We start from the raw sequence: 20176 nt of genomic DNA, 5'->3' as shown, positions 1-20176 counted from the left end.
CCTAAAACAAATGTTTTCTATCACTTATCTTCTTATATAAAGTCAATCCAATCTGAGCCTTATTTAACGGATGATATATTGCATTTTTTATTTTTTGATAATCTTCCTCAGTTTTTTCATATCTAAGTAATGACTCCAACAATTCATACAAGAAATAATATTTATTTAATTCATCCGGTTTTTCATTTATCAAAATATTTTTAATGCCCGACAAAACCCTACACTCAAATTCTTCCTGTGCATTTAATGATGTAATGCATTCCTGTATTAATTCGTCCGCTGAGTCTTGCATTACTTTTTGAAGTTTTTGTTCTAAATCAAGCTTACAATTGCTGCTATTTAATATACCTATTTCGGATGAAAGAGCTTGCAAACGTTTTCTTGTTATGTAAACCATTGTATCCAGATTCCATGCATTCCATCCTTTATACAACTCCATATTATCTGTATAAAATATATTATACATCTCATGCTCATAGCCATAAAACTTACCAATTGATGCATTCATATTATCCGACTGATAATTCATAAAATCATATACAGGCTCACTCATGACATAAACACTATTCACATCATTTGCTATTTGAATGTTAAATAAATAATCTGCACCATAAATATCATTTCTAAATGGATGTTTTAATGCTAATTCTGTTTTATATAGATTTGCCTGATTAGCTGATAATTTCATTCTATCGAAATTTATCCACGCTTTTCTCACTTCTTCTTTTGTTGAATAAAATTTATTTTCCTTAACACAATTAATCCAATGTGCAAAATCATACTCAATTATGTGCTGATTTTCATCGCATTTATGCATTAATACCGGAGTCCATATAATATCAGGTTCATATTTCATAGCATACTCTGCAATCTTTGTCAAAATATTATCCTGAAATTTATCGTCTGAATTAATAATGTAAAAATATTTTCCAGAAGCTGCTTTGATACCATTATTATAACTTGCAAAAATCCATTGATTTTTTTGATGAATTACTTTTACACGCGCATCTTCTCTTGCAATCTCATCAATAATAGCTGGTGTCCTGTCAGTTGAGCCGTCATCTACAATTATGTACTCTATATCCTTAAATTCCTGATCTAATACACTTCTGGCAACATTTCTAATGTATTTTTCATTGTTATAAACTGCTGTAATAATACTTATTAGTGGCTTGCTCTCCTGCTTATTCATACTTTCCTCCTACACAGTCTATATCACACACTGTTTTTATTTTTCTCGGTTCTCATGATAATCTCATTCTGCAATTCTTTGTCCAAATTAACAAAATAAGCACTATATCCCGATACTCTAACCACAAGGTTTTTATATTTGTCTGGCTCTATCTGAGCTTTCTTCAAAATTTCACTATCTACAACATTAATCTATTTTTTATAGCGCCAGGTACTAATGGTTTCCAAATAGCAACAACTTTGCACTTTATGTACCAAAACCTATTTTTTCATTTATTTATCCACTTCATGCTTTTACTCTCAATTATCCATCAACCTTTATAACTTGTAATATCCTAAATCATTCTTTAATGAATAAATTGTCATTGACAATCTTGCATATTTCTTTATCTGATCTTTTATCTGATCCTCAAAAAAAACGGAGCCTATAATAATAGCGTCCATATATATATTATTCAGCTCTTTTATATTATAAATATTATTTTTTTTTTCCAGTTCATTTGTTCTGGTCTGTATATATATAAATTTGCATTTAAAATCACCTAATGTTTTTCTAATTATATCCAGATACAATTTACAATCATCACTGTTTCCATAAATTCCTATCACTTGATACTCATCATATAATTGAGAGATCAAATGTAAATTACCAATTGTATCATGTATATACGTATATATTTTATTATTATATTCCTCTTCTTTTTTCAAATTATCATCAACATAATAAAAACAAAATTGCATATCTAATAATATTGATAAATTACATATATTAATGTCTATACTTTTTATAAATTTTAATATTTCATATATATATTTTTTCTCCAAGCTTATTTTATTTTTTTTACATTCCTGTAAAGCCTTTCTTATTCCTCGAATTCCTATCATATAATATAATTTCATCAATTTATCGCTACTATTTGTTATTACACTCTCATAAATATTTATTTTATTCATTATAGATGTCTCTGTTACTTTAGATGTCATAATAGAATTTTGTCTATATCTTCTATGATAAAATATATTATCAATTATCTCCATCTTAGGATTGCATCTAATTATTTTGTGATAAAAATCCACATCTTCATACATTGTTTGTTCTAAAAAAAACAATGTATTCTTTATAAGAAAGTCTCTTAAATATATTGTAAATGGAATATTCAATAAAGAAACCTTATAATAGTTTTCTTCAATAAAATCAACTCCATTTAACACTTCTCCAATTCTGTCTATTTTTTTATGAAACATATACTGTTCAATATTTTCTCCTTCAATATTTCCCAATATATCCGCTTCAAAAGTAAGCATATCCAGTTTATTTTTAGATGCCAAATTATAGCAATATTCGAGTGCATTTTTTTCAAGAATATCATCAGAGTCAATAAAATATATGTATTCACCTTTGGATATTTTCAGTCCAATGTTTCTCGCTGCACCTGGTCCACAATTTTTTTGACTAATTACACGTATATTAGAGTGACTTTCAGCATATTGATTAATTAATTCCAAACTGCCATCTGTAGAGCCATCATCTACTATTATCACCTCAAATAAGTCTATTGTTTGATTCAATATACTATCTATACATTCTTTTAAATATTCTTTTGTGTTATACACAGGTATAATTACACTTATCTTCATTTTATAATCCCATCAATCATTATCATAAATTATTCACGGCAATGCCGTGAAAGTGGCTGAAAGCCACATAGTTTCTATATTTTAACTGAATATTGCTATTAACTTATTAAGTGAATGAAAAAAGAGTGTCCAATTGTGGCAAAAGCAATACATTCAGCAAGATATATAACATTCAAGCTGTGTAGCAGTTGTCCTTATACGGATGAGTTCTACGAGACTCTATCTAATATCAGCAAACTGCAGGTGCAGCTAAAATAGCAACTATTAACGAACCTTGGCAGCTGGATAACTACTCAAAATCCCGCCATAGGGATTTTATGCCCTTTTGGAGGTCAAAAGAGATTAGTTGAAGCTGCATGTATCAAATTTAGAGATTCATGGCGTAGTTTCTGATTTAGATACTATTTCATGAATAATTCAGAATTATTATAAACTTCTGTTGCGTCAATTACATAGATCTTTAAATCACAATCGCCACCAATATATATTGCTCTGCTTCAAAAATTCTATATCATATATCCCCTTCACATCAATAAGAACTTTCTTATGCCCTTGATATTTTCCAAATATATTTTCTATATTTTTCACCCTGTCTTCAACAAACTGTTTATGTGCAACAGCCAAAATAATACAGTCTGCGTTTTTAATATCATTTATTGAATATAATTTTATACCATATTCAATATACGCATCATCTTTGTCAGCCCATGGATCAACTACTTTAGGTTCTATTCCATATGTTCTTAGCTGTTTGATTATATCGTACACTTTGCTATTTCTTATATCTGGACAATTCTCCTTAAATGTCAATCCTAAAATAACCACATTAGCAGTTCTAGGAGCTAATCCAACTTCAACCATTTTTTTCACTGCTTTATCTGCAATGTACATTCCCATACCATCATTTACTATTCTTCCATTTAAAACTATCTGACTATGATAGCCTAATCTTTCTGCTTCATATGTAAAATAATATGGATCAACACCTATGCAATGTCCTCCGACCAATCCCGGTCTAAAACCGAGTGCATTCCATTTAGTATTCATCCCATTTACAACTTCATTAGTATCAATTCCCATATGGTCAAATGCCATTGCAAGTTCATTCATAAATGCAATATTGATATCCCTTTGACTATTTTCAACTAATTTAATTGCTTCCGCTGTTTTTATAGACGAAACTGGATACGTCCCTGCTTCTATCACGATATCATATACTGACTTAATGACAGACAATGCAACTTCATTACAGCCTGAAACTATTTTTTTTATGTTTTCAAGGCGATGTACTTTATCACCTGGATTAATTCTTTCTGGAGAATATCCTACCTCAAACTCCACATTAAATTTTAGTTTTGATTCTCTCTCAAGTATTGGTATACATACATTTTCCGTACAACCAGGATAAACCGTTGATTCATATACTACAATCGAATCTTTTACCATGTTTCTCCCAACTATTTCTGATGCAGAAATAACTGGCTCCAGATTAGGCGTATGATCATTATTAACTGGAGTCGGTACAGCAATTATAAAAAAACTTGCTTCATGTAATTTTTTTTGGTCATTTGTAAATTCTACTTTTGTATTTTTTATTTCATCATTGCCAACCTCGTTAGTAGGATCTTGTCCTATGTTATATAGATTAATTTTCGCTTCACTTATATCATATCCAATTACATCAATCCCTTTTTTGGCAAATGCTACCGCAATTGGCATTCCTACATATCCCAATCCTACAACAGCAAGCTTCTTTTTCTTATTTAATAAATCATCACATATTGACATATTTGATATTCTCCTTATATCAACAATTATAATTTTAAAAATTGTTTCCTTACTTCATCTGGCAATAAATCAGGTGTAATACTATTTTTTTCAATAGAAAGTATCTTATTTTCATCAATGTTCATTTTTTTTAGCAAATCTAAAACAGACAATACTGTTGCAGCACTAAATATAGCAATAACAATATAATCATATTTATTAGCATCTATATATTTTAATTTATCAGCATCATTTGAATCGACATTTTCAACAATATTGCAATAATTGCTCATTCTAATGTTTTCTATAAACCTATTTGCAAATACTCCCTTTCCATATATAACAATATTATTATTTTTTTTTATTTGCGGATATATCTTGCATTGTTCAATTTCAAATAACGCATCTGGTATATCCATCATCATATGGTGAACTAACTTATACAGCAAAAATTCTTTTGAACAGCCATCTATTTTATTATATCTCTTATATGCATCTATTAAATGTAACGCTAACATTTTGTATCTGATATCATCGCCGTTCTTTGTTTGCCACAAAATTGAAGTCTTTCTTACGCAATAATGATACCAACATCTAGACTCTATATAAATACTTTTCATATCTAAAAGCATTGGAAAAATTACCGCATCATCTACATTCTTTTTAAGCGCCTCATTGCAATTACTTTGATGTTTTTTAAACAACTCTGTTTTTACTACTTTATCACACTGCGACATGTCAATAGGTTGTTCATAAAAAGGATACTTTGATACCTTATTGCAAAATGCAATCCAAAATTCATTTTGGTTATATTGGCCTTCTGCTAATTGTATTGGTTGAGATTCAATAAATCCATTGAATTCTTTTTTCATACCATAAGCAATAATATCGGGATGCCTTTCTTCTATAATTTTTACAACTTGTTCGTATGCAGTAGCTTCGATCCAATCATCAGGATCTAAATTAACAGCATAATCCCCATCTGCAAGATTTATGCCCGTTTTTCTGGCACTTACAATCCCACCATTTTCCTTATGTATAACAGTTATCCGTTCATCTATATTTGCATATTCATCACATATAAATCCACTATTGTCTGTAGAGCCATCATCAACTAATATAATTTCCAAATTTTTATAGGTCTGATTAATCACACTTTCTATAGCTTTTTTTATATATTTTTCAACATTATACACAGGAATAATTACCGAAATTTTTATGCTATTCATAATATCTATTTTCCTTTTCTATTTAGAAACATATATATTCACAACTCTCTGTCGTGTCATAATTTCAAATTGATTAGTTAAAACAAATCTTCCTGTTTTTTCTATAACATCGTGAGATTTTGGCAATATATATATATATAATCCATATCTTACGCGGGCACCTGTTAAGACTTTCACATATATTATTAATTACTTTTTTAAATACATCTCTGCCAAATGGATTAAACAAGTAAAACCAATTATACCCATCCAGCTCTTCTTTTACTAATGCCGCATCTCCGTGATAACAATTCATTTTTTTATCATTTAATTCATTACACATTTTTTCAGCATTTGATTTAAGTATTTCATAAACATTATCTGCATACTCTACACCGCCAACTTGACTAAAACCATAATCCAAGAAAGACAAAAGTGCCGAGCCTTTCCCACATCCAAAATCAAATATTGCATCGTTCTTTTGTGGAATGCAGTGGCATTTATCCAGAATATCGAGGTTTTATGCTATGATAGTAGTCTGCATACCACGCAATAAATCTTCCCGAATATCCATACCCATAAATAACAATCGTCTTGTCCATACATGAACACATTAAATTATCCAGCTTATCTCTAAATTCTTTTAATTCTTCTAACATCCGCTCTCCTATCTTAATGCCCTTTTCAACTGATAAATCACTCTTTCCATAATATCTTTTGGTCCAATTGTAATTCTTAATCTGAGGGCATCTTTATCAGTAAATAATCTTATAAGTAATCCATTTTCTTCCATATAAGCCCGCACTCTTCCAGCATCTGCATTATCAAGCTTTATAAAAATAAAATTAGACTCTGACTTATATGCCTTTACCCCTGGAATTTTATTTAATTCAGTATAAAACCACTCTCTGACTGAATTTGTCTCTAATTTCATTTTCTTATAATATTCCGTGTCTTTAATTGCTGCCACCGCTATTTTCCTGCTTATCCCACATGCCCTGAACAATGGTAAGTCCAGGCATATCGTACGTCTTAATGGGTAACTGCATAATCCATAACCAATACGTATGTCAGCAAGTCCATAGAATTTTGAAAAGGTTCTTGTTATTACTACATTGCTATATTTAGTAATGATTTTTTTCTCAAACTTATTATCATCATTTCCATATCCCCAATATGCTTCATCTAATAAAATAATCGAATTAGTATTTTCTCTTATCACTTTTTCAATATCATTGTATGATATTCCACATCCAGTCGGCATCTGTGGAGATGTAATAATAATTACCTTAGGATTATTTTCTTTAGCCTTTTGGAGAAGATCCTCTATATTATACTCATATGTATCTTCTTTTTCACATACCTCGTATGTAATACATTTTGCGAATTTGGCATCTGCAACACTCTTATAATAACTCCAGCCAGGTGATGGAATTAAAACTATATCATTCTCATTAAGTAATATGCTTCCTATTGATTTAATAACTTCTGCTGAACCATTATGTATAAAAATATTATTAGATGAAATTCCTAATGATGAGGATAATGTCTCAACTAATTCATCATTTCTTCCCAAATCATATAAATACAAATCTTCCATTGTAATATTTTTCAATACTTCCAGACATTTAGGAGATGGCTTGAATAAATTCTCATTTAAATGAAGCCTTCCACTTTTCTGTACCGTTGGCACTGAATGATATGACTTAACTTCCGAATATTTCGAAAACACTTTGATAACTTCATTAGACTGATCAAGATTCTCATTCATAAACTCTTCAAAAGAATTATCAAACTGCTTGAATTCTTCTAATGTGTCAAATTCCAATACCTTGTTTTTTTCACGTTCAACCTTTTTTAATTTTAATTCATCAATGTGTTGAATATGGAAATCATCCATTAACATATTCCTTGTATTCATGTCATTCCATTCTTCATTCATATATTTAACAAATGTATCAGAAAACTTTCTGTCAAAAAAGCAGTCCCCTATTGTATACCACGCTTTTCCACCACCTCGTTTAATACTTGTTATATAGCCATCTTTATCTTCTTCTAATACGCAATATTCATCGCAGTATTCTTCTGAATACACACATGAATAATATGGCGAATAGACATATTTATGAAACACATTATCTGCATAGTAATTATCAGAACATAAAATATAAGAATTTTTCATATAATTCTGTGCTTTATATAGTGACGCTATGTTATTATATTTATCATAATCATCATTGTGAATTAAAATAACCCCATATTTGTCTCTCAAATATTGAAATTTTTCCTGCATAAACCCAGTTACAACTATAATTTCCTTAACTCCGGCTTCCTGTAACTGTCGAATTTCTCTTTCAATAAGTATCTCACCTTTAACACGGAACAACCCTTTAGGAAGAACATTAGATAAAGGCATGCATCTTGCACTATAACCAGCAGCCATAATAATTGCATTATCAACCTTGTATGGTTTCAATTTATTTAATTCTTCTTCAGTAAGTAAATTTTCTTCTTTATTTTCTGCCTTATATTGTAATTTTTTAAATTCTTCGTAAGTCATAACTACTCCTCTCCAAATTCAATCAACGTTGCAAGATGCTGGGGTTTTCTTTTATCTACTGGAGGTGGTGTCATATAATCATCACCATACATGTATCTGAGAAAACCGTCTGTATCCTTCGGTGCAAAAGCTACCATATCTTCAAATTTTATTTCTTCATAGTCTGTAAGCCATGAACGAAGGTATCCTTTACTTTCTTGTTTCCAATGCCAGCCTGTTGTCCTAACATATTTTGTTTCTATTCCAGCATACATTTGTGATAATTTATCATACTCTTTGGCAACAAGTCTCATCGGAATTAATGCAAGCAGTTTGTATGCTATTTTTTTTAATATATTTTTTTCATATCTAGCACCAACAACAGAATAACCTATTTTTCTTGCTATAAAACTTCTAAGATTAAATATCGACTTTGAAAGCCCTCTTTCCGGCATATTATCGCATGGAAAAACATCTAAAAATATGCCATTCCTGCTTTTTATCATCTCATGATCACTTCTAAAAAACTTTGTATTATTTTTTAGGACTCTGCCATACTCCCATCGATATCCCGGATCGGTATGATATGTCTGCCAAAAATATTTCTCTCCAAATTCATTCTGACACACTTCACAAAACTTATCATAATCTTTTCTTAACATTCTGATATCTATATCATCATCCCATGGAATGAAGCCTCCATATCTGACCGCCCCCAGCAATGTTCCGCCATCTAATTCATAGATTATGTCATATTTTCTACATATTCTATCAACCTCTTTAAGCATTTCTAATTCTACGTTCTGTATCTTTTTAAAAGTCTCATCATTATATTCAAAGCTCATATTTTACCTCAATATTTCTCTGTATAATATTATATTTCTAACTCTATCTCTTTCCCACCGATAAAATCATTATCAAAATAAAATCCTTCAAGAATATTTTTCGATATATTACACATACCGTTCAACATATTAAAAAATAAAATATCTTCCAAGCTTTCTGTTCTATCTGACATTGATTTTATGCATTCACTGCAATTGACAGCTAATATTGTCTTATAAATACTGATATAATCATTAATAAAGTCAACTGCGCCACAATTTACTTTTTCCTTAACATTGAAATTTTTCTGGCTCTTTCTATCAGGCTGGCATACTGCATTTCCTCTGTCATCAATATATCTGATCATACCATGTGGAGCCGTAATAAATGTTTCTATATACATATTCTTATTACTTGCAATACTTTTTTCTGCAGTATAATCATCACCATACTGAAAACACCCATCCATTGTTATTTCATTGTTATAAATATTATCTTTTGACAAACATGCATAAAAGCAATACCCTTTAGTCTTAATTCCAGTTAATCGTTGCAGATAATACTGATTTGTTCCATAATATCCCAAATCAACTGTTCCATAAGATAATTCCTTTTGCATATCACCATCTGATGTAAGATAAGCAAGATAATTTTTTCTTTCTTTTTTAGCCTGTTCCATTATTTTATCTTTGTATGGCTGAATCCACTTTAATATGTTCTTACTGTCCCCCACTGCATTAATCTGTCGGTCATTATATTCCAATGTTTCATCTGTGACGATTATCTCAAATCTTGATTTCATATAATCAGCAAATGTTCCTACATAAGGGAAACTTACAACTCTATTAAAGTCATCTTCATTCTCCATGGTTGATATATATATAAGCCTTCGTGATATCGGAAGATAACACCAGTCTTGCTTGTATCCATCATCTAATAATTCTGTGACAATTTTGTAATTTTTTTCAAGAAAATATCCATCTCTAGCAAAGAATAATAACTTATCTATTTCATCTTTTCTTGAATTGTAATAAAGCCATATAAGAAATTTTTCAAGTAATGGTCCATAGATACAATATCCATAACTTTCACTATCATCGAATGACACTTTCCCCTTAGTACTGCATAATGCAAATGGACTATTAAACAGATTTGCAATTACCAATCCAAGACATATACTGTCTGATACCGTATTAACATATGATACTAATTCTGCCATAGATGAATTCATAAGCATATCTTTAGCACTCATAATATAATATGAATCAATATCATATTTTACAGAATTCTCAATGTCACCTATTTTATTGTCACCTATATGCAGACACTTAACATCCCTGCTGAACATTTCAGAATACTCTTTCCATATTGTGCCTGATACCTTATCATATTTCTTCTCACATGATATCCATATATGTTCATTACATGGTGGTGTTATTCCACATTTACCTAATATACAATTAATATCATCTAATGTATAATACATATCGCTCACAAGATAAACTTCTTTCCCTGATGTCACACAATACTCATATAAATCTGTAATATCTTTTCTTGCAATGCATAAATCTAAATCTATATCTTTCTCCATCTTCATGATATCCGATATATTCTCATCTGTGAGATTCATACATGACTTCTTTATCTGTTCATATATTTCGTTAATATTTGCGTATGGCCCACATTGTGCAGCAACTTGTGCCCTTATATAGGCAATTTCACAATCTAATTTTAATTCCGCTCTTACCTTTTCTCCTAACAGTCTGAATACATCTTCTGATGAAAAAACTTTTCTCATTATCAATGTATCAAATATATCAAATGAAACAACATCTGCTCTGTCTATTTTATCTTTTAACTCTTTATACGAGCTTTCCCAATACCCATTTCGTTCATAACTTGTATCTTCATCTGACAAACAAGCTAATCTTCCGTCTGCATAATACACTTGAACTGTAACATCATTTGCAATTCTTTTGTATATTATCTCATAGTTAGATGGGTCTGAATTAATAATAATTGCATCTACATAATTCTCTACATTCTTTATAGATATTACTTTAATTCCACATAATTCTTTTCCAACATTACTTTCATCCCTATCCAAAATTCCAGCAATATTAAAGTCAGTTATCCCTGGGAGAAGTGTTGCACTACGCCTTCCCATTCCATATATTGCTATTCTCTTGTTTTTTATGCTGCTAAAATTATGTCTGAAATTTTCAATTTCTATATCATATTTAGACTTCTGTTCCATGTATATAATCCTTCTAATTTAGTATGTTTCATTGTCTGATATTTACATCTGTTCTGCTGCTTTTACAAATTCTGTATTGTCATTACCACAACCACCACATATCTTACAAAGCTTCACAAATCCTTTTGCCATATTACCATTACTGTGTTCTAGTATTGCTTCTTTTGCTCTGTCATCATCATCAAGTGTTCTTAAATCAATATAATCATCTGATACATTTTTTAATAACTTTGCCTTATCAGCACTCCAAGATACATGGCAATAATAATACTTTCCATCATTAAGTCCATGAAATATTGGTCCGCATGAAAGCATATGTTCTCTTACTTTATCAAAATCATACATTCTGTTATTAACCGGGAATCCAAAATCACACCATCTAAGAGAACGATTTACTGAATATCTTAAACCAGCATCACTTACTATCTTTACAGCCGAATCAAATCTTTTTTTATAATCTACTACATCTGTGTAGTCACTGAAATCATATTTAACATTATACTTTTTTGATATTTCTATAAGCTGTTCATTCGGCAGTAATGTTCCATTAGTGATAATCCCAATATTACCTATTCTATTACCATACCTATCACCAATCTGTCTTATCATGTCTGCAAGTTCACCATTAATAAGCGGTTCTCCACCAAGAATTTCATATGCAACAATATAATCCACGTGTCTGAACAACAATTCTAAATCCTCTAATATATCTTTAGCTGTATAATCTACATGTTCCTTATAATATGGCATGAACATATTACAATGCTTACATTTTAAAGTGCATCGTGATGTTATTGTACTATGTACTTCCATTAAACAGACTTTTTTCTTATAATTCCAAAACCACTCAGTAAGGAACTGCTCCATTGAGCAAAAATCTTTTCCTGACTGTAATCCAAATTTTTCAAGGTCTTCCCCAACTAAAGCGGCATTCCTGTTAGCTGTCATAATTACTATTTTATGATTCTTCAAATCACCCTTAACATCACTAACATGCTTTACTGATATGCCTTTAAACTCACAATTACATTTTTCTTTATTACTATCTACAATGTACACAATGTTAAAATTATTTTTAAAAAATTCTATATTATCATGAGCTACTTTTCCAAACCCATATATAACCAATTCACTTATATCTTTCCAATCATCTGTTAATTTACTTTTCATATCTATCACCTAATATTTTCCATTAAACACAGTTTATCTTAATACATATGCAAAAAGAGCCCTGCATACAAATGCAGGGCTTATACACCAATCGCTATATTGCTACGATTCTCCGATATATTATTCAAGCGACTCCATTCGCACACCGGTAATAAATTACAACTAAATATTTATTACACTATAATTCCTAATTATATTTAATATATCGGCTTATTTTCTATTTTCTTAACCTTTGTTTTTTTATTTACACCTCATACCCATTCTCCAGCAAAAACTCTTTCTGTTTCGCATAGAACGGATAGTTATGTGAACTTGTGTTACAGACAGGAACTTTATAGTCACCATAAAGCATTGTAAGAATATCATCATATCCACACGGAACCGCTATATCCATATCCTCAAACTTCATATCCACCGATGAATCATACCATTCTTTGTTATAGCCAAAGCCGGCATCGCCCTGTGCATTACGTGCAAGAAATGTAAGTTTATCACTTTCTTCTTCGTTAAACATAGCTGCAATGCTGTCTGCAAGCCGCCATATCTGACCTCTTAAAGTATTATCACGAACAAATTTCACGTTATAAATCTGCTCAATCTGCCCTAAATTATCTTCCAGTTCCTGTCTGGGAATCTCATAAAATCTTATCGCAATATCGTACAATGCAACATACATATTAAGCTGAAGTCCGGCAAGTTCTGAATCTCTCGGCACATAATCAAGCGGATAAATATCGATTCCTGCAACATACGGACATCCAAAGAACTTTTCCTGCACCGAAGCCGGTATTGGAACTCCTGTATAATCAGACACACTCATAAACGGCTGACCGCTTGTATCTGAAAAATAAAATCCATTATATACATAATCCGTATTATTTTCTTTCTTAAACGCTTCAATAAGACGCATATAATCCGAACGTTTAAGGCATATGTCAATGTCATCATCCCATGGTATGAAGCCTTTGTGTCTTACTGCCCCAAGTAGTGTCCCGTAATCCGCAAAATAGGGTATGTCATATTTTTTGCATACACTTATGACAAATGAAAGAACTTTCATTTCGACCGCCCAGACTTTTTTCATCTCTGCACTGATACAAAAACCTTCACGTACTTCCTCTTTAAAGAAATCACTGTTCATCAAGATACCTCTCCGGCATATTTGTAAATATATCTGTAGCCCCATAAAACCTGTATTTATTAAGGTCAGGTTCTTTCAGCGGTCTTCCATCCTTAAAGAACGGTTCTTCACCATTCCATGCACGCACAGGCATGCCTTTCATATGTTCGGGCAGTTCAAACACAAGTCCGCCTATATATGGATGAAGTGCTTCTGCACCTGTCTTTTGTGCCATTGCTATACAATCTTCTAACGAGCCAGCTAAAACTCCGGTTTTTGCATCTTTATCTATCTTTTTGATGCAGAATACCGAATCTGCCAGAAATGAAGACCATACAATATATTTTTCCATTCCATATGATTTTACCAGTTTATAAGCATCATCCTCTATTCCCTCATAGCGTACTTTGCTCGTTTTTAATTCTATATTAATTAACAGTCCGTTGTTTTCACAATATGGTTTTAAAAGTTCGAGAACCTCCGTCAAAGTTGGAATCTGTGCATATCTGCCGTCATTTGATGTTATCTTGAAACTTTTGAGTTCATCAAGTGTACAATCTTTTATATCTTTGTCAATTCCCGTAACACGTCTTGCATTTTCATCATGAAATACAACTATTTTCTTATCCTTACTAAACTGTATATCCAGCTCAATACCTGTAATTCCTTTAAGCTCGGCCGCCGCTTTGAAGCTTTCGAGCGTATTTTCAGGATAAAGCGTGCAACAGCCCCTGTGTGCCCACACTCTTGGTTTTTTTATATCTTTGCCAAACAATTCTTTCTGTTTTTCCTCGACCTGTGGTCTGTTCCACTCGATGAATTTTTCCATAACATCTGCTGTTGCTATTGAAATTTCACGATTTGTGCAGACTTCTGCCCCTGTCCATATTGATATCTTCTGGCACTTGCTATCCGAGCTGTTAGCTCCGTTTATCTTTTTTATATTATTTACATTATTTATAAACTTCTTCAACTCATATTGCAGTCCTGAACCCTCATAAGCATATTTGTACACTTCTTTTTTATTCGGGTCTTCGTATCTTATCTCAAATTCTTTTGTAAGCCACCATGGTGACTTGGCAAGAATATATCCGTTTGTTCCCGATATGAGAAGCTGGCCTTCTGTCTTTACACCAAGCCCTGTCTTTACTTCAGCAGATTTACCACCAAATGAAAAAACTGCCTTTGTATATGCATCAACACCGTTTACAGCCCGCATTGAATGGAATCTTACGTCATCGTAATCGCACCCTAGAAGTTCAAACACCGGCATACATACATAACTACCAAACTCAAGGAAACTTCCGTTGTAATCCTGTGCCATATATTCTCTCGTATTAACAGGAGTAAGTCTGGAAAATGCCGCCTCAACATCTATGATTCTTCCTATTTTTCCACTCTTTGCAGCTGCCATCATGGCATGAAATCCCGGACAGTAAGCAGTCTTTACAGCTTCCATAAATACAACATTATTTTCTTTTGCAAGGCTATACAGTTCTTCCGCCTGTGCTTTTTTAAGCACTGCAGGCTTCTCGCAAAGAACATGTTTTTTATTATTTAACATATATTTTGCATACTCATAATGTGTCTCATGCAAAGATGCAATATACACAGCGTCTGTAAGCATAGTAAGCTCCTCAAGACTATCTGTATAATTTTCTATTCTGTGCTGTATTGCAAATTTTTCTGCACTTTCAGCCTTTGGATTATATACACAGCTTACATATGCACTTTCAATCCCGGCAAATGCCGTATCTGCAAACCTTGACGCAATTCTTCCAGTTCCGATTATTCCGATTCTCATAAGTTTCTACTGCCTTTCCGCTTCAAGACCTCTAGTCTTCATTTTCTATTCTTTCAGCCATATATTCTCCAATAGAACATATTGTTTTTAAAACACTTGCAGACATTCCCTTCGGAAAACTGTTCATTGTAGGAAATGTCTCAAAGCTGAGCGTTCCATCAAATTTAATATGTTTTAGACCTTTATAAATTCTGTCCCACACCTGGCCTTCTGATTCATTCGTGCCAAATGTATATGGCATCTGATGTAAATCACCAATAGCATCATTTTCATGAATATGAAGAACTTTCAGCCTGCTGCCAAGTTTTGTTATGAATTCATATGGATCTCTTTTTACAAGCTGGAGATGTCCCGTATCAAGACAGAACCCGAATAATTCCTCTCCCGCATAATCATTTAACGTATCAAGATACCATATGGCATCATCAGGGTCAGCACACACACCCTCAACGAGTCTCTGTCCGATACCCTCATAAAGATTTTCAAAGCAGATTCCGACATTGCACTGCTTTAACAGTGGAATGAGCATCTTAAAATACTCAATATTTTTCGCACGTTCAACATCTTTTCCATACACATACTGCATTTTAAACGGATGAACAACCATCCACGGAACACCTAAAAATTCCGCTATCACTATGTTTTTAGGTATTACATTCCCCTGCATATATTCATTCTGTTTTCCTCTTCCAAGAACATTTACCGGATAAGGTGCGTGCATCTGTGACGGACTAATTCCCGCCTTTTCCATTGCAATCCTGTAATCATTGAAATATACAAGCAAATCTTCTACTGAAGCATCAAAAAATCTATTAACATTACCAGCGTATAAATCTGAATTTTTCAAAAATGTATCTATACTCAGGTCAACTTTTTCAAATCCGGCATCTTTAATAAACTGAAAGCCTTTATCTACCGGCATATCAGGAAGGATTCCTTTTGTCTGTACTCCTACTTTAAGCATTTTTCACCTCACAACTTACTACATATAATAATGGTCCCAATAGCATCTGTATTCAACGCCCATGCTGTCAAGCTGTGCACCGATAGCATCATAATACATATTGCAAATCCACACATTTCGCTCACTTTCCGGAACATTAAGGATTTCATCAGGCGATTTCACAGGTATTCCCCATCTTTCCTGACCCTGGATTTCAGAATTATTATCTACAAGAAATGCAGGTGGATACTTATCTCCCCAGTTTTGCATATAATTAAGTGCCATTCTTCCGGCCCCAAAAAGAATAATTTTCTTTCCGTCAGCCGCAAGATATTCTTCAGTCTTAAAACAGCTCTCAATCCACTCTTCATACATTGCCTCAAGAAGTTCTGCCATTGATTTATGAAGCTTTGCCGGTGTTCTTTTAAATGTGCCTTCAACATTAAATACAAATCTTCCGTCAAATCCTGTTCTTGACAAATCGCCTATTATATTGCCCCAGTCTGTTGAAAGCAGTCCTCTTCCTGTCGTAAATGTATATGGCATCTGATGATAATCGCCTTTTCCGTCGTTATCGTTAATATGCATTATACCGGTCTTTTTACCGCACACTCTAACCATATCCCTCACGTTTATACCAAGAAGATTAGCATGTCCAACATTGATACAGATTCCAAATTTATCACAGCCTGCAAGCAGATTAAGTTTATCTGTAAGTTCCACAAGCCTTGAACCTTCAGAATAATCATTATGATAGAATCTGCCATTATCATTCGTATAACCATTTTCTATAAAAACATTAACATCTGATGCAGCAATTTCATTGACACATTCGTCAATAATCTGTTCCAGAACAGACGCTTTTTTCACATTTTCTGTATCAATAACAATATATGCATTGTATCTGTCTGCAACAGACATTGCATCCTTAAATATCTGCGAAGCATTTTCTTTTAAAAATCCTTTATCTGTAAAATCACACAGACTGATTGCAATTCCGTCAATATTTCCACCATTTTCAAGAATCATATCTGCACTTTTACAACCAGTATAATCCAGTTCAAAATCCTCTAATCCAGCTTTAATTACGCCATGCAAGTCCATTCCGTCAACGTACTTAATTCCTGACTTCATTTATCTTCCCCTTTCCGTTGTCTAGAAATCATCAATTTTTTCTTCTGCTCCATAAATTTTTCAACAAACTCAGACATTATAGTCGATTCACCCGCCGTAAGCTTGTAATCCTTCTTATCTGTCCCATTTATCTTGGAAACAAAATCACTTATTTCATATCTCAGCCCGTCTCCCTGGAATCTAGGCTCAAAATGCTCAATCTTTGATGAATCCTCATATCTTACATCAAATTTTTTCATAAGCCACCACGGAGATTGTGCAATTATATATCCTTTTGTTCCTGAAACAACAAGCTGTCCTTCTGTTTTTACGCCAACGCCTGTCTTCACTGTTGCAAATCCGTTGTCATAGCGTATATCAGCCTTTGTATACAGGTCAACTCCATTGCCATCATATATACTGTCAAAAGTAACTGATGTGTAATCTTTTCCCATCAGCTTAATTACCGGCACAAGCACACTTGGTCCAAACTCCAGAAATGCACCACCATATTCTGCATCTGTACGTTCTCTTGAAAGCGGGTCTGCAAGTCTTGTAAATGATGCTTCAACGTCAACTATATCCCCGATTTTTCCACTTTTTGCGACATTGATAAGCTGCTGGAATCCCGGACAATATGCTGCTTTTACAGCTTCCATGAGAACAACGCCTTTTCCCTTCGCACTTGTATACAATACTTCACTCTCTTTTTTGGTAAATGAGAGCGGTTTTTCCGAAAGCACATGTTTTCCTGCTTCTATCGCTTTTTTTGCATATTCAAAATGTGTTTCGTTAGGTGAAGCTATATACACGGCATCTACATTTTCAAGAAATTCTTCATAATCGCCTGTATAGCACTTTATTTTCTCGCGTTTTTCAAATCTCTTTGCACTCTCCTCTACCGGATTGTAAGCACATTCTATTGTAAGCCCACTTACATATTTTGATTCCGATATAAATCTTGGTGCGATTCTTCCCGTACCTACTATGCCAATTCTTACAATTTTGAACTGTTTTTTTCTAAGAAATGTTGAAGAAATATTGGGCGTTCTCTCAAGATAGACTACTTTACAGAAGGCATTAAGATAATCAAATGTTCCTACCCAGTCTGAACCAACAGTAAATATATCCGCACCGTATTTTTGAATATCTTCAATTTTCTGCCCATCATGATCTTCAACAATAATCATGTCGGCAAATCCTGTTTTTTTGACATTCTCTATACGCTCAATTATAGGGTCAACAACATTAACCTTACCCCTTGCTTCGTCAAAATGCTCAGTTGTAACGCCAACTATTAAGTAATCACCCAACTCTTTTGCTCTTTTTAAGAGATTATAATGTCCCTGATGAAATAAATCGAATGTTCCGTATGTAATTACTGTCTTCATATCTTTATACCCATCTGGCTGTAAAGCTCCCTTTTCTGTTTTTTATAAAATGGGTATTCATGACTGCTGTTAGCAATTATCGGAGTCATATAATTTTCACCGTATTTTTGTTTTAATATCGCATCGTATCCAACCGGAACAGGAATCGTTGTATATTCAAAAGGCATCTCTATTGCTTCGCTATAATATTCTTTTGGATATACATCCAAAGGTCTGGGACCCGCATGGTCAGGCATAAGTGCAATCTTTGTTGACTCTTCTTCTGTATACATCATATTAAGTCTGTCAATCAGTCTCAGCAGCTGATTTTCAAGAGGTTTACTATAGTCAAACTTTACATTAAGCATCTGCTCTACTTCAATTGCAGCTGCCTTTATTGTTTCATCATCATAAATATTTTCTTCTATATTAGCAACAAGTGCTGACACAATCTTTATAATTTCACATGTATATTCATCATCTTCCTGCGTCGGTGCAACATAATCAACAATAAATATATCAAGTCCTATCACCCATGGGCATCCATGGTATTTTTGAAGATGTTCATCATCAAATCGTATTCTTTTGCCATTAACAACTCTCGTTATAAGACTATTCCACCATTCTTCGGTATATATAGTTACCAAATCAAGTTCTGTTGTCTCTTTTGGAAATACTTCACAAAACTTTATATAATCCTGACGTTTCATAGTTATATCCATATCATCATCCCATGGGATAAAACCTTTGTGCCTTACTGCACCAAGCAGTGTGCCCCAGTCAGCAAAATATGTTATATTATGTTTTTTACATATCCTATCTATCTCATGCAGCACTTCAAGCTGTGCTGCCCATACTTTCTTCATCATGCTTTCAACGTAAAAGCTGTTGCGGATCTCGCCCTCTAAAAAATTATCAGGTACACGCATATTTATCACTCCATACACTCAATTTTCTTAACACGTCTTAATTAGTTCTCTTCTTCTATCCCCAGTGTCTTCATAAAGTAAAAAAAGCTGGCTTTAATAAGCCAGCTTTAATAAACAAAATATACTTTTTACTGGAGAAGTGAAAGTACGCCCTGTGTCTGCTGATTAGCCTGTGAAAGCATTGACTGACCTGCCTGAGCAAGGATATTGTTCTTGCTGTACTCAACCATTTCACTAGCCATATCTGTATCACGGATACGTGATTCAGCTGCCTGTGTATTCTCACTTGTTGTGTTAAGGTT

17 protein-coding genes are annotated in these 20176 nt (G+C 32.8%); all 17 read right to left on the bottom strand.

Annotated features, from left to right (window positions below; genetic code table 11):
* Position 1: 1 nt before the first annotated feature.
* Positions 2–1192 (bottom strand): glycosyltransferase family 2 protein, encoded by a 1191-nt coding sequence (locus H8S01_RS11655; RefSeq protein ID WP_186837273.1) that lies wholly within the window; start codon positions 1190–1192, stop codon positions 2–4.
* 23 nt (positions 1193–1215) lie between these two features.
* A complete protein-coding gene (locus H8S01_RS14500) occupies positions 1216–1383 on the bottom strand; it encodes a glycine radical domain-containing protein (protein WP_186837331.1) in 168 nt (55 codons plus the stop codon).
* Between the two features lie 126 nt (positions 1384–1509).
* Positions 1510–2829, bottom strand: coding sequence for a glycosyltransferase family 2 protein (locus H8S01_RS11645; RefSeq protein ID WP_186837272.1), 1320 nt, complete (start codon positions 2827–2829; stop codon positions 1510–1512).
* A gap of 465 nt (positions 2830–3294) precedes the next feature.
* Positions 3295–4617, bottom strand: coding sequence for a nucleotide sugar dehydrogenase (locus H8S01_RS11640; protein WP_186837271.1), 1323 nt, complete (start codon positions 4615–4617; stop codon positions 3295–3297).
* Between the two features lie 26 nt (positions 4618–4643).
* Positions 4644–5825 (bottom strand): glycosyltransferase family 2 protein, encoded by a 1182-nt coding sequence (locus H8S01_RS11635; RefSeq protein WP_186837270.1) that lies wholly within the window; start codon positions 5823–5825, stop codon positions 4644–4646.
* 479 nt (positions 5826–6304) lie between these two features.
* A complete protein-coding gene (locus H8S01_RS11630; protein ID WP_186837269.1) occupies positions 6305–6463 on the bottom strand; it encodes a hypothetical protein in 159 nt (52 codons plus the stop codon).
* Between the two features lie 8 nt (positions 6464–6471).
* The gene (locus tag H8S01_RS11625) at positions 6472–8364 is read right to left on the bottom strand and encodes an aminotransferase class I/II-fold pyridoxal phosphate-dependent enzyme (RefSeq protein WP_186837268.1); all 1893 of its coding nucleotides are present in this window, start codon (positions 8362–8364) and stop codon (positions 6472–6474) included.
* A gap of 2 nt (positions 8365–8366) precedes the next feature.
* Positions 8367–9188, bottom strand: a complete 822-nt coding sequence (locus tag H8S01_RS11620; protein ID WP_186837267.1) for a LicD family protein — start codon at positions 9186–9188, stop codon at positions 8367–8369.
* Positions 9189–9217: 29 nt separating this feature from the next.
* Positions 9218–11425, bottom strand: a complete 2208-nt coding sequence (locus tag H8S01_RS11615; RefSeq protein ID WP_186837266.1) for a hypothetical protein — start codon at positions 11423–11425, stop codon at positions 9218–9220.
* Between the two features lie 42 nt (positions 11426–11467).
* Positions 11468–12595 carry a radical SAM protein gene (locus tag H8S01_RS11610; RefSeq protein ID WP_186837265.1) on the bottom strand — a complete coding sequence of 376 codons (1128 nt, stop codon included), beginning with the start codon at positions 12593–12595 and terminating at the stop codon, positions 11468–11470.
* A gap of 244 nt (positions 12596–12839) precedes the next feature.
* Positions 12840–13736, bottom strand: a complete 897-nt coding sequence (locus tag H8S01_RS11605) for a LicD family protein (protein ID WP_243204369.1) — start codon at positions 13734–13736, stop codon at positions 12840–12842.
* Positions 13726–15519: a glycerophosphodiester phosphodiesterase family protein gene (locus H8S01_RS11600; protein ID WP_186837263.1), complete on the bottom strand. Its 1794-nt coding sequence runs from the start codon at positions 15517–15519 to the stop codon at positions 13726–13728. Before H8S01_RS11600 ends, H8S01_RS11605 begins: the two co-directional genes overlap by 11 nt.
* A 31-nt stretch (positions 15520–15550) precedes the next feature.
* Positions 15551–16483 (bottom strand): sugar phosphate isomerase/epimerase family protein, encoded by a 933-nt coding sequence (locus H8S01_RS11595; RefSeq protein ID WP_186837262.1) that lies wholly within the window; start codon positions 16481–16483, stop codon positions 15551–15553.
* An 18-nt stretch (positions 16484–16501) separates the two neighbouring features.
* Complete coding sequence (locus H8S01_RS11590) at positions 16502–17596, bottom strand: sugar phosphate isomerase/epimerase family protein (protein WP_186837261.1); 1095 nt, start codon at positions 17594–17596, stop codon at positions 16502–16504.
* Positions 17593–18966, bottom strand: coding sequence for a Gfo/Idh/MocA family oxidoreductase (locus H8S01_RS11585; protein ID WP_186837260.1), 1374 nt, complete (start codon positions 18964–18966; stop codon positions 17593–17595). Before H8S01_RS11585 ends, H8S01_RS11590 begins: the two co-directional genes overlap by 4 nt.
* Positions 18963–19874, bottom strand: a complete 912-nt coding sequence (locus H8S01_RS11580; RefSeq protein WP_021866372.1) for a LicD family protein — start codon at positions 19872–19874, stop codon at positions 18963–18965. The genes H8S01_RS11585 and H8S01_RS11580 overlap by 4 nt, the downstream gene beginning before the upstream one ends.
* Positions 19875–20002: 128 nt before the next feature.
* A partial coding sequence (locus H8S01_RS14495; RefSeq protein ID WP_279287882.1) for a flagellin occupies positions 20003–20176 on the bottom strand: 174 nt, incomplete at its 5' end.

The organism is Lachnospira hominis (ex Liu et al. 2021) (assembly GCF_014287955.1).
Classification (GTDB): Bacteria; Bacillota; Clostridia; order Lachnospirales; family Lachnospiraceae; genus Lachnospira; species Lachnospira hominis.
This window is presented reverse-complemented; position numbering and strand designations above follow the sequence as displayed.

What these genes read in the sequence shown, in the direction of transcription:
- H8S01_RS11655 (WP_186837273.1), bottom strand. Translation starts at nt 1,192, where the DNA reads ATGAATAAGCAGGAGAGCAAGCCACTAATAAGTATTATTACAGCAGTT.
- H8S01_RS11645 (WP_186837272.1), bottom strand. Translation starts at nt 2,829, where the DNA reads ATGAAGATAAGTGTAATTATACCTGTGTATAACACAAAAGAATATTTA.
- H8S01_RS11640 (WP_186837271.1), bottom strand. Translation starts at nt 4,617, where the DNA reads ATGTCAATATGTGATGATTTATTAAATAAGAAAAAGAAGCTTGCTGTT.
- H8S01_RS11635 (WP_186837270.1), bottom strand. Translation starts at nt 5,825, where the DNA reads ATGAATAGCATAAAAATTTCGGTAATTATTCCTGTGTATAATGTTGAA.
- H8S01_RS11630 (WP_186837269.1), bottom strand. Translation starts at nt 6,463, where the DNA reads ATGTTAGAAGAATTAAAAGAATTTAGAGATAAGCTGGATAATTTAATG.
- H8S01_RS11625 (WP_186837268.1), bottom strand. Translation starts at nt 8,364, where the DNA reads ATGACTTACGAAGAATTTAAAAAATTACAATATAAGGCAGAAAATAAA.
- H8S01_RS11620 (WP_186837267.1), bottom strand. Translation starts at nt 9,188, where the DNA reads ATGAGCTTTGAATATAATGATGAGACTTTTAAAAAGATACAGAACGTA.
- H8S01_RS11615 (WP_186837266.1), bottom strand. Translation starts at nt 11,425, where the DNA reads ATGGAACAGAAGTCTAAATATGATATAGAAATTGAAAATTTCAGACAT.
- H8S01_RS11610 (WP_186837265.1), bottom strand. Translation starts at nt 12,595, where the DNA reads ATGAAAAGTAAATTAACAGATGATTGGAAAGATATAAGTGAATTGGTT.
- H8S01_RS11605 (WP_243204369.1), bottom strand. Translation starts at nt 13,736, where the DNA reads ATGAACAGTGATTTCTTTAAAGAGGAAGTACGTGAAGGTTTTTGTATC.
- H8S01_RS11600 (WP_186837263.1), bottom strand. Translation starts at nt 15,519, where the DNA reads ATGAGAATCGGAATAATCGGAACTGGAAGAATTGCGTCAAGGTTTGCA.
- H8S01_RS11595 (WP_186837262.1), bottom strand. Translation starts at nt 16,483, where the DNA reads ATGCTTAAAGTAGGAGTACAGACAAAAGGAATCCTTCCTGATATGCCG.
- H8S01_RS11590 (WP_186837261.1), bottom strand. Translation starts at nt 17,596, where the DNA reads ATGAAGTCAGGAATTAAGTACGTTGACGGAATGGACTTGCATGGCGTA.
- H8S01_RS11585 (WP_186837260.1), bottom strand. Translation starts at nt 18,966, where the DNA reads ATGAAGACAGTAATTACATACGGAACATTCGATTTATTTCATCAGGGA.
- H8S01_RS11580 (WP_021866372.1), bottom strand. Translation starts at nt 19,874, where the DNA reads ATGCGTGTACCTGATAATTTTTTAGAGGGCGAGATCCGCAACAGCTTT.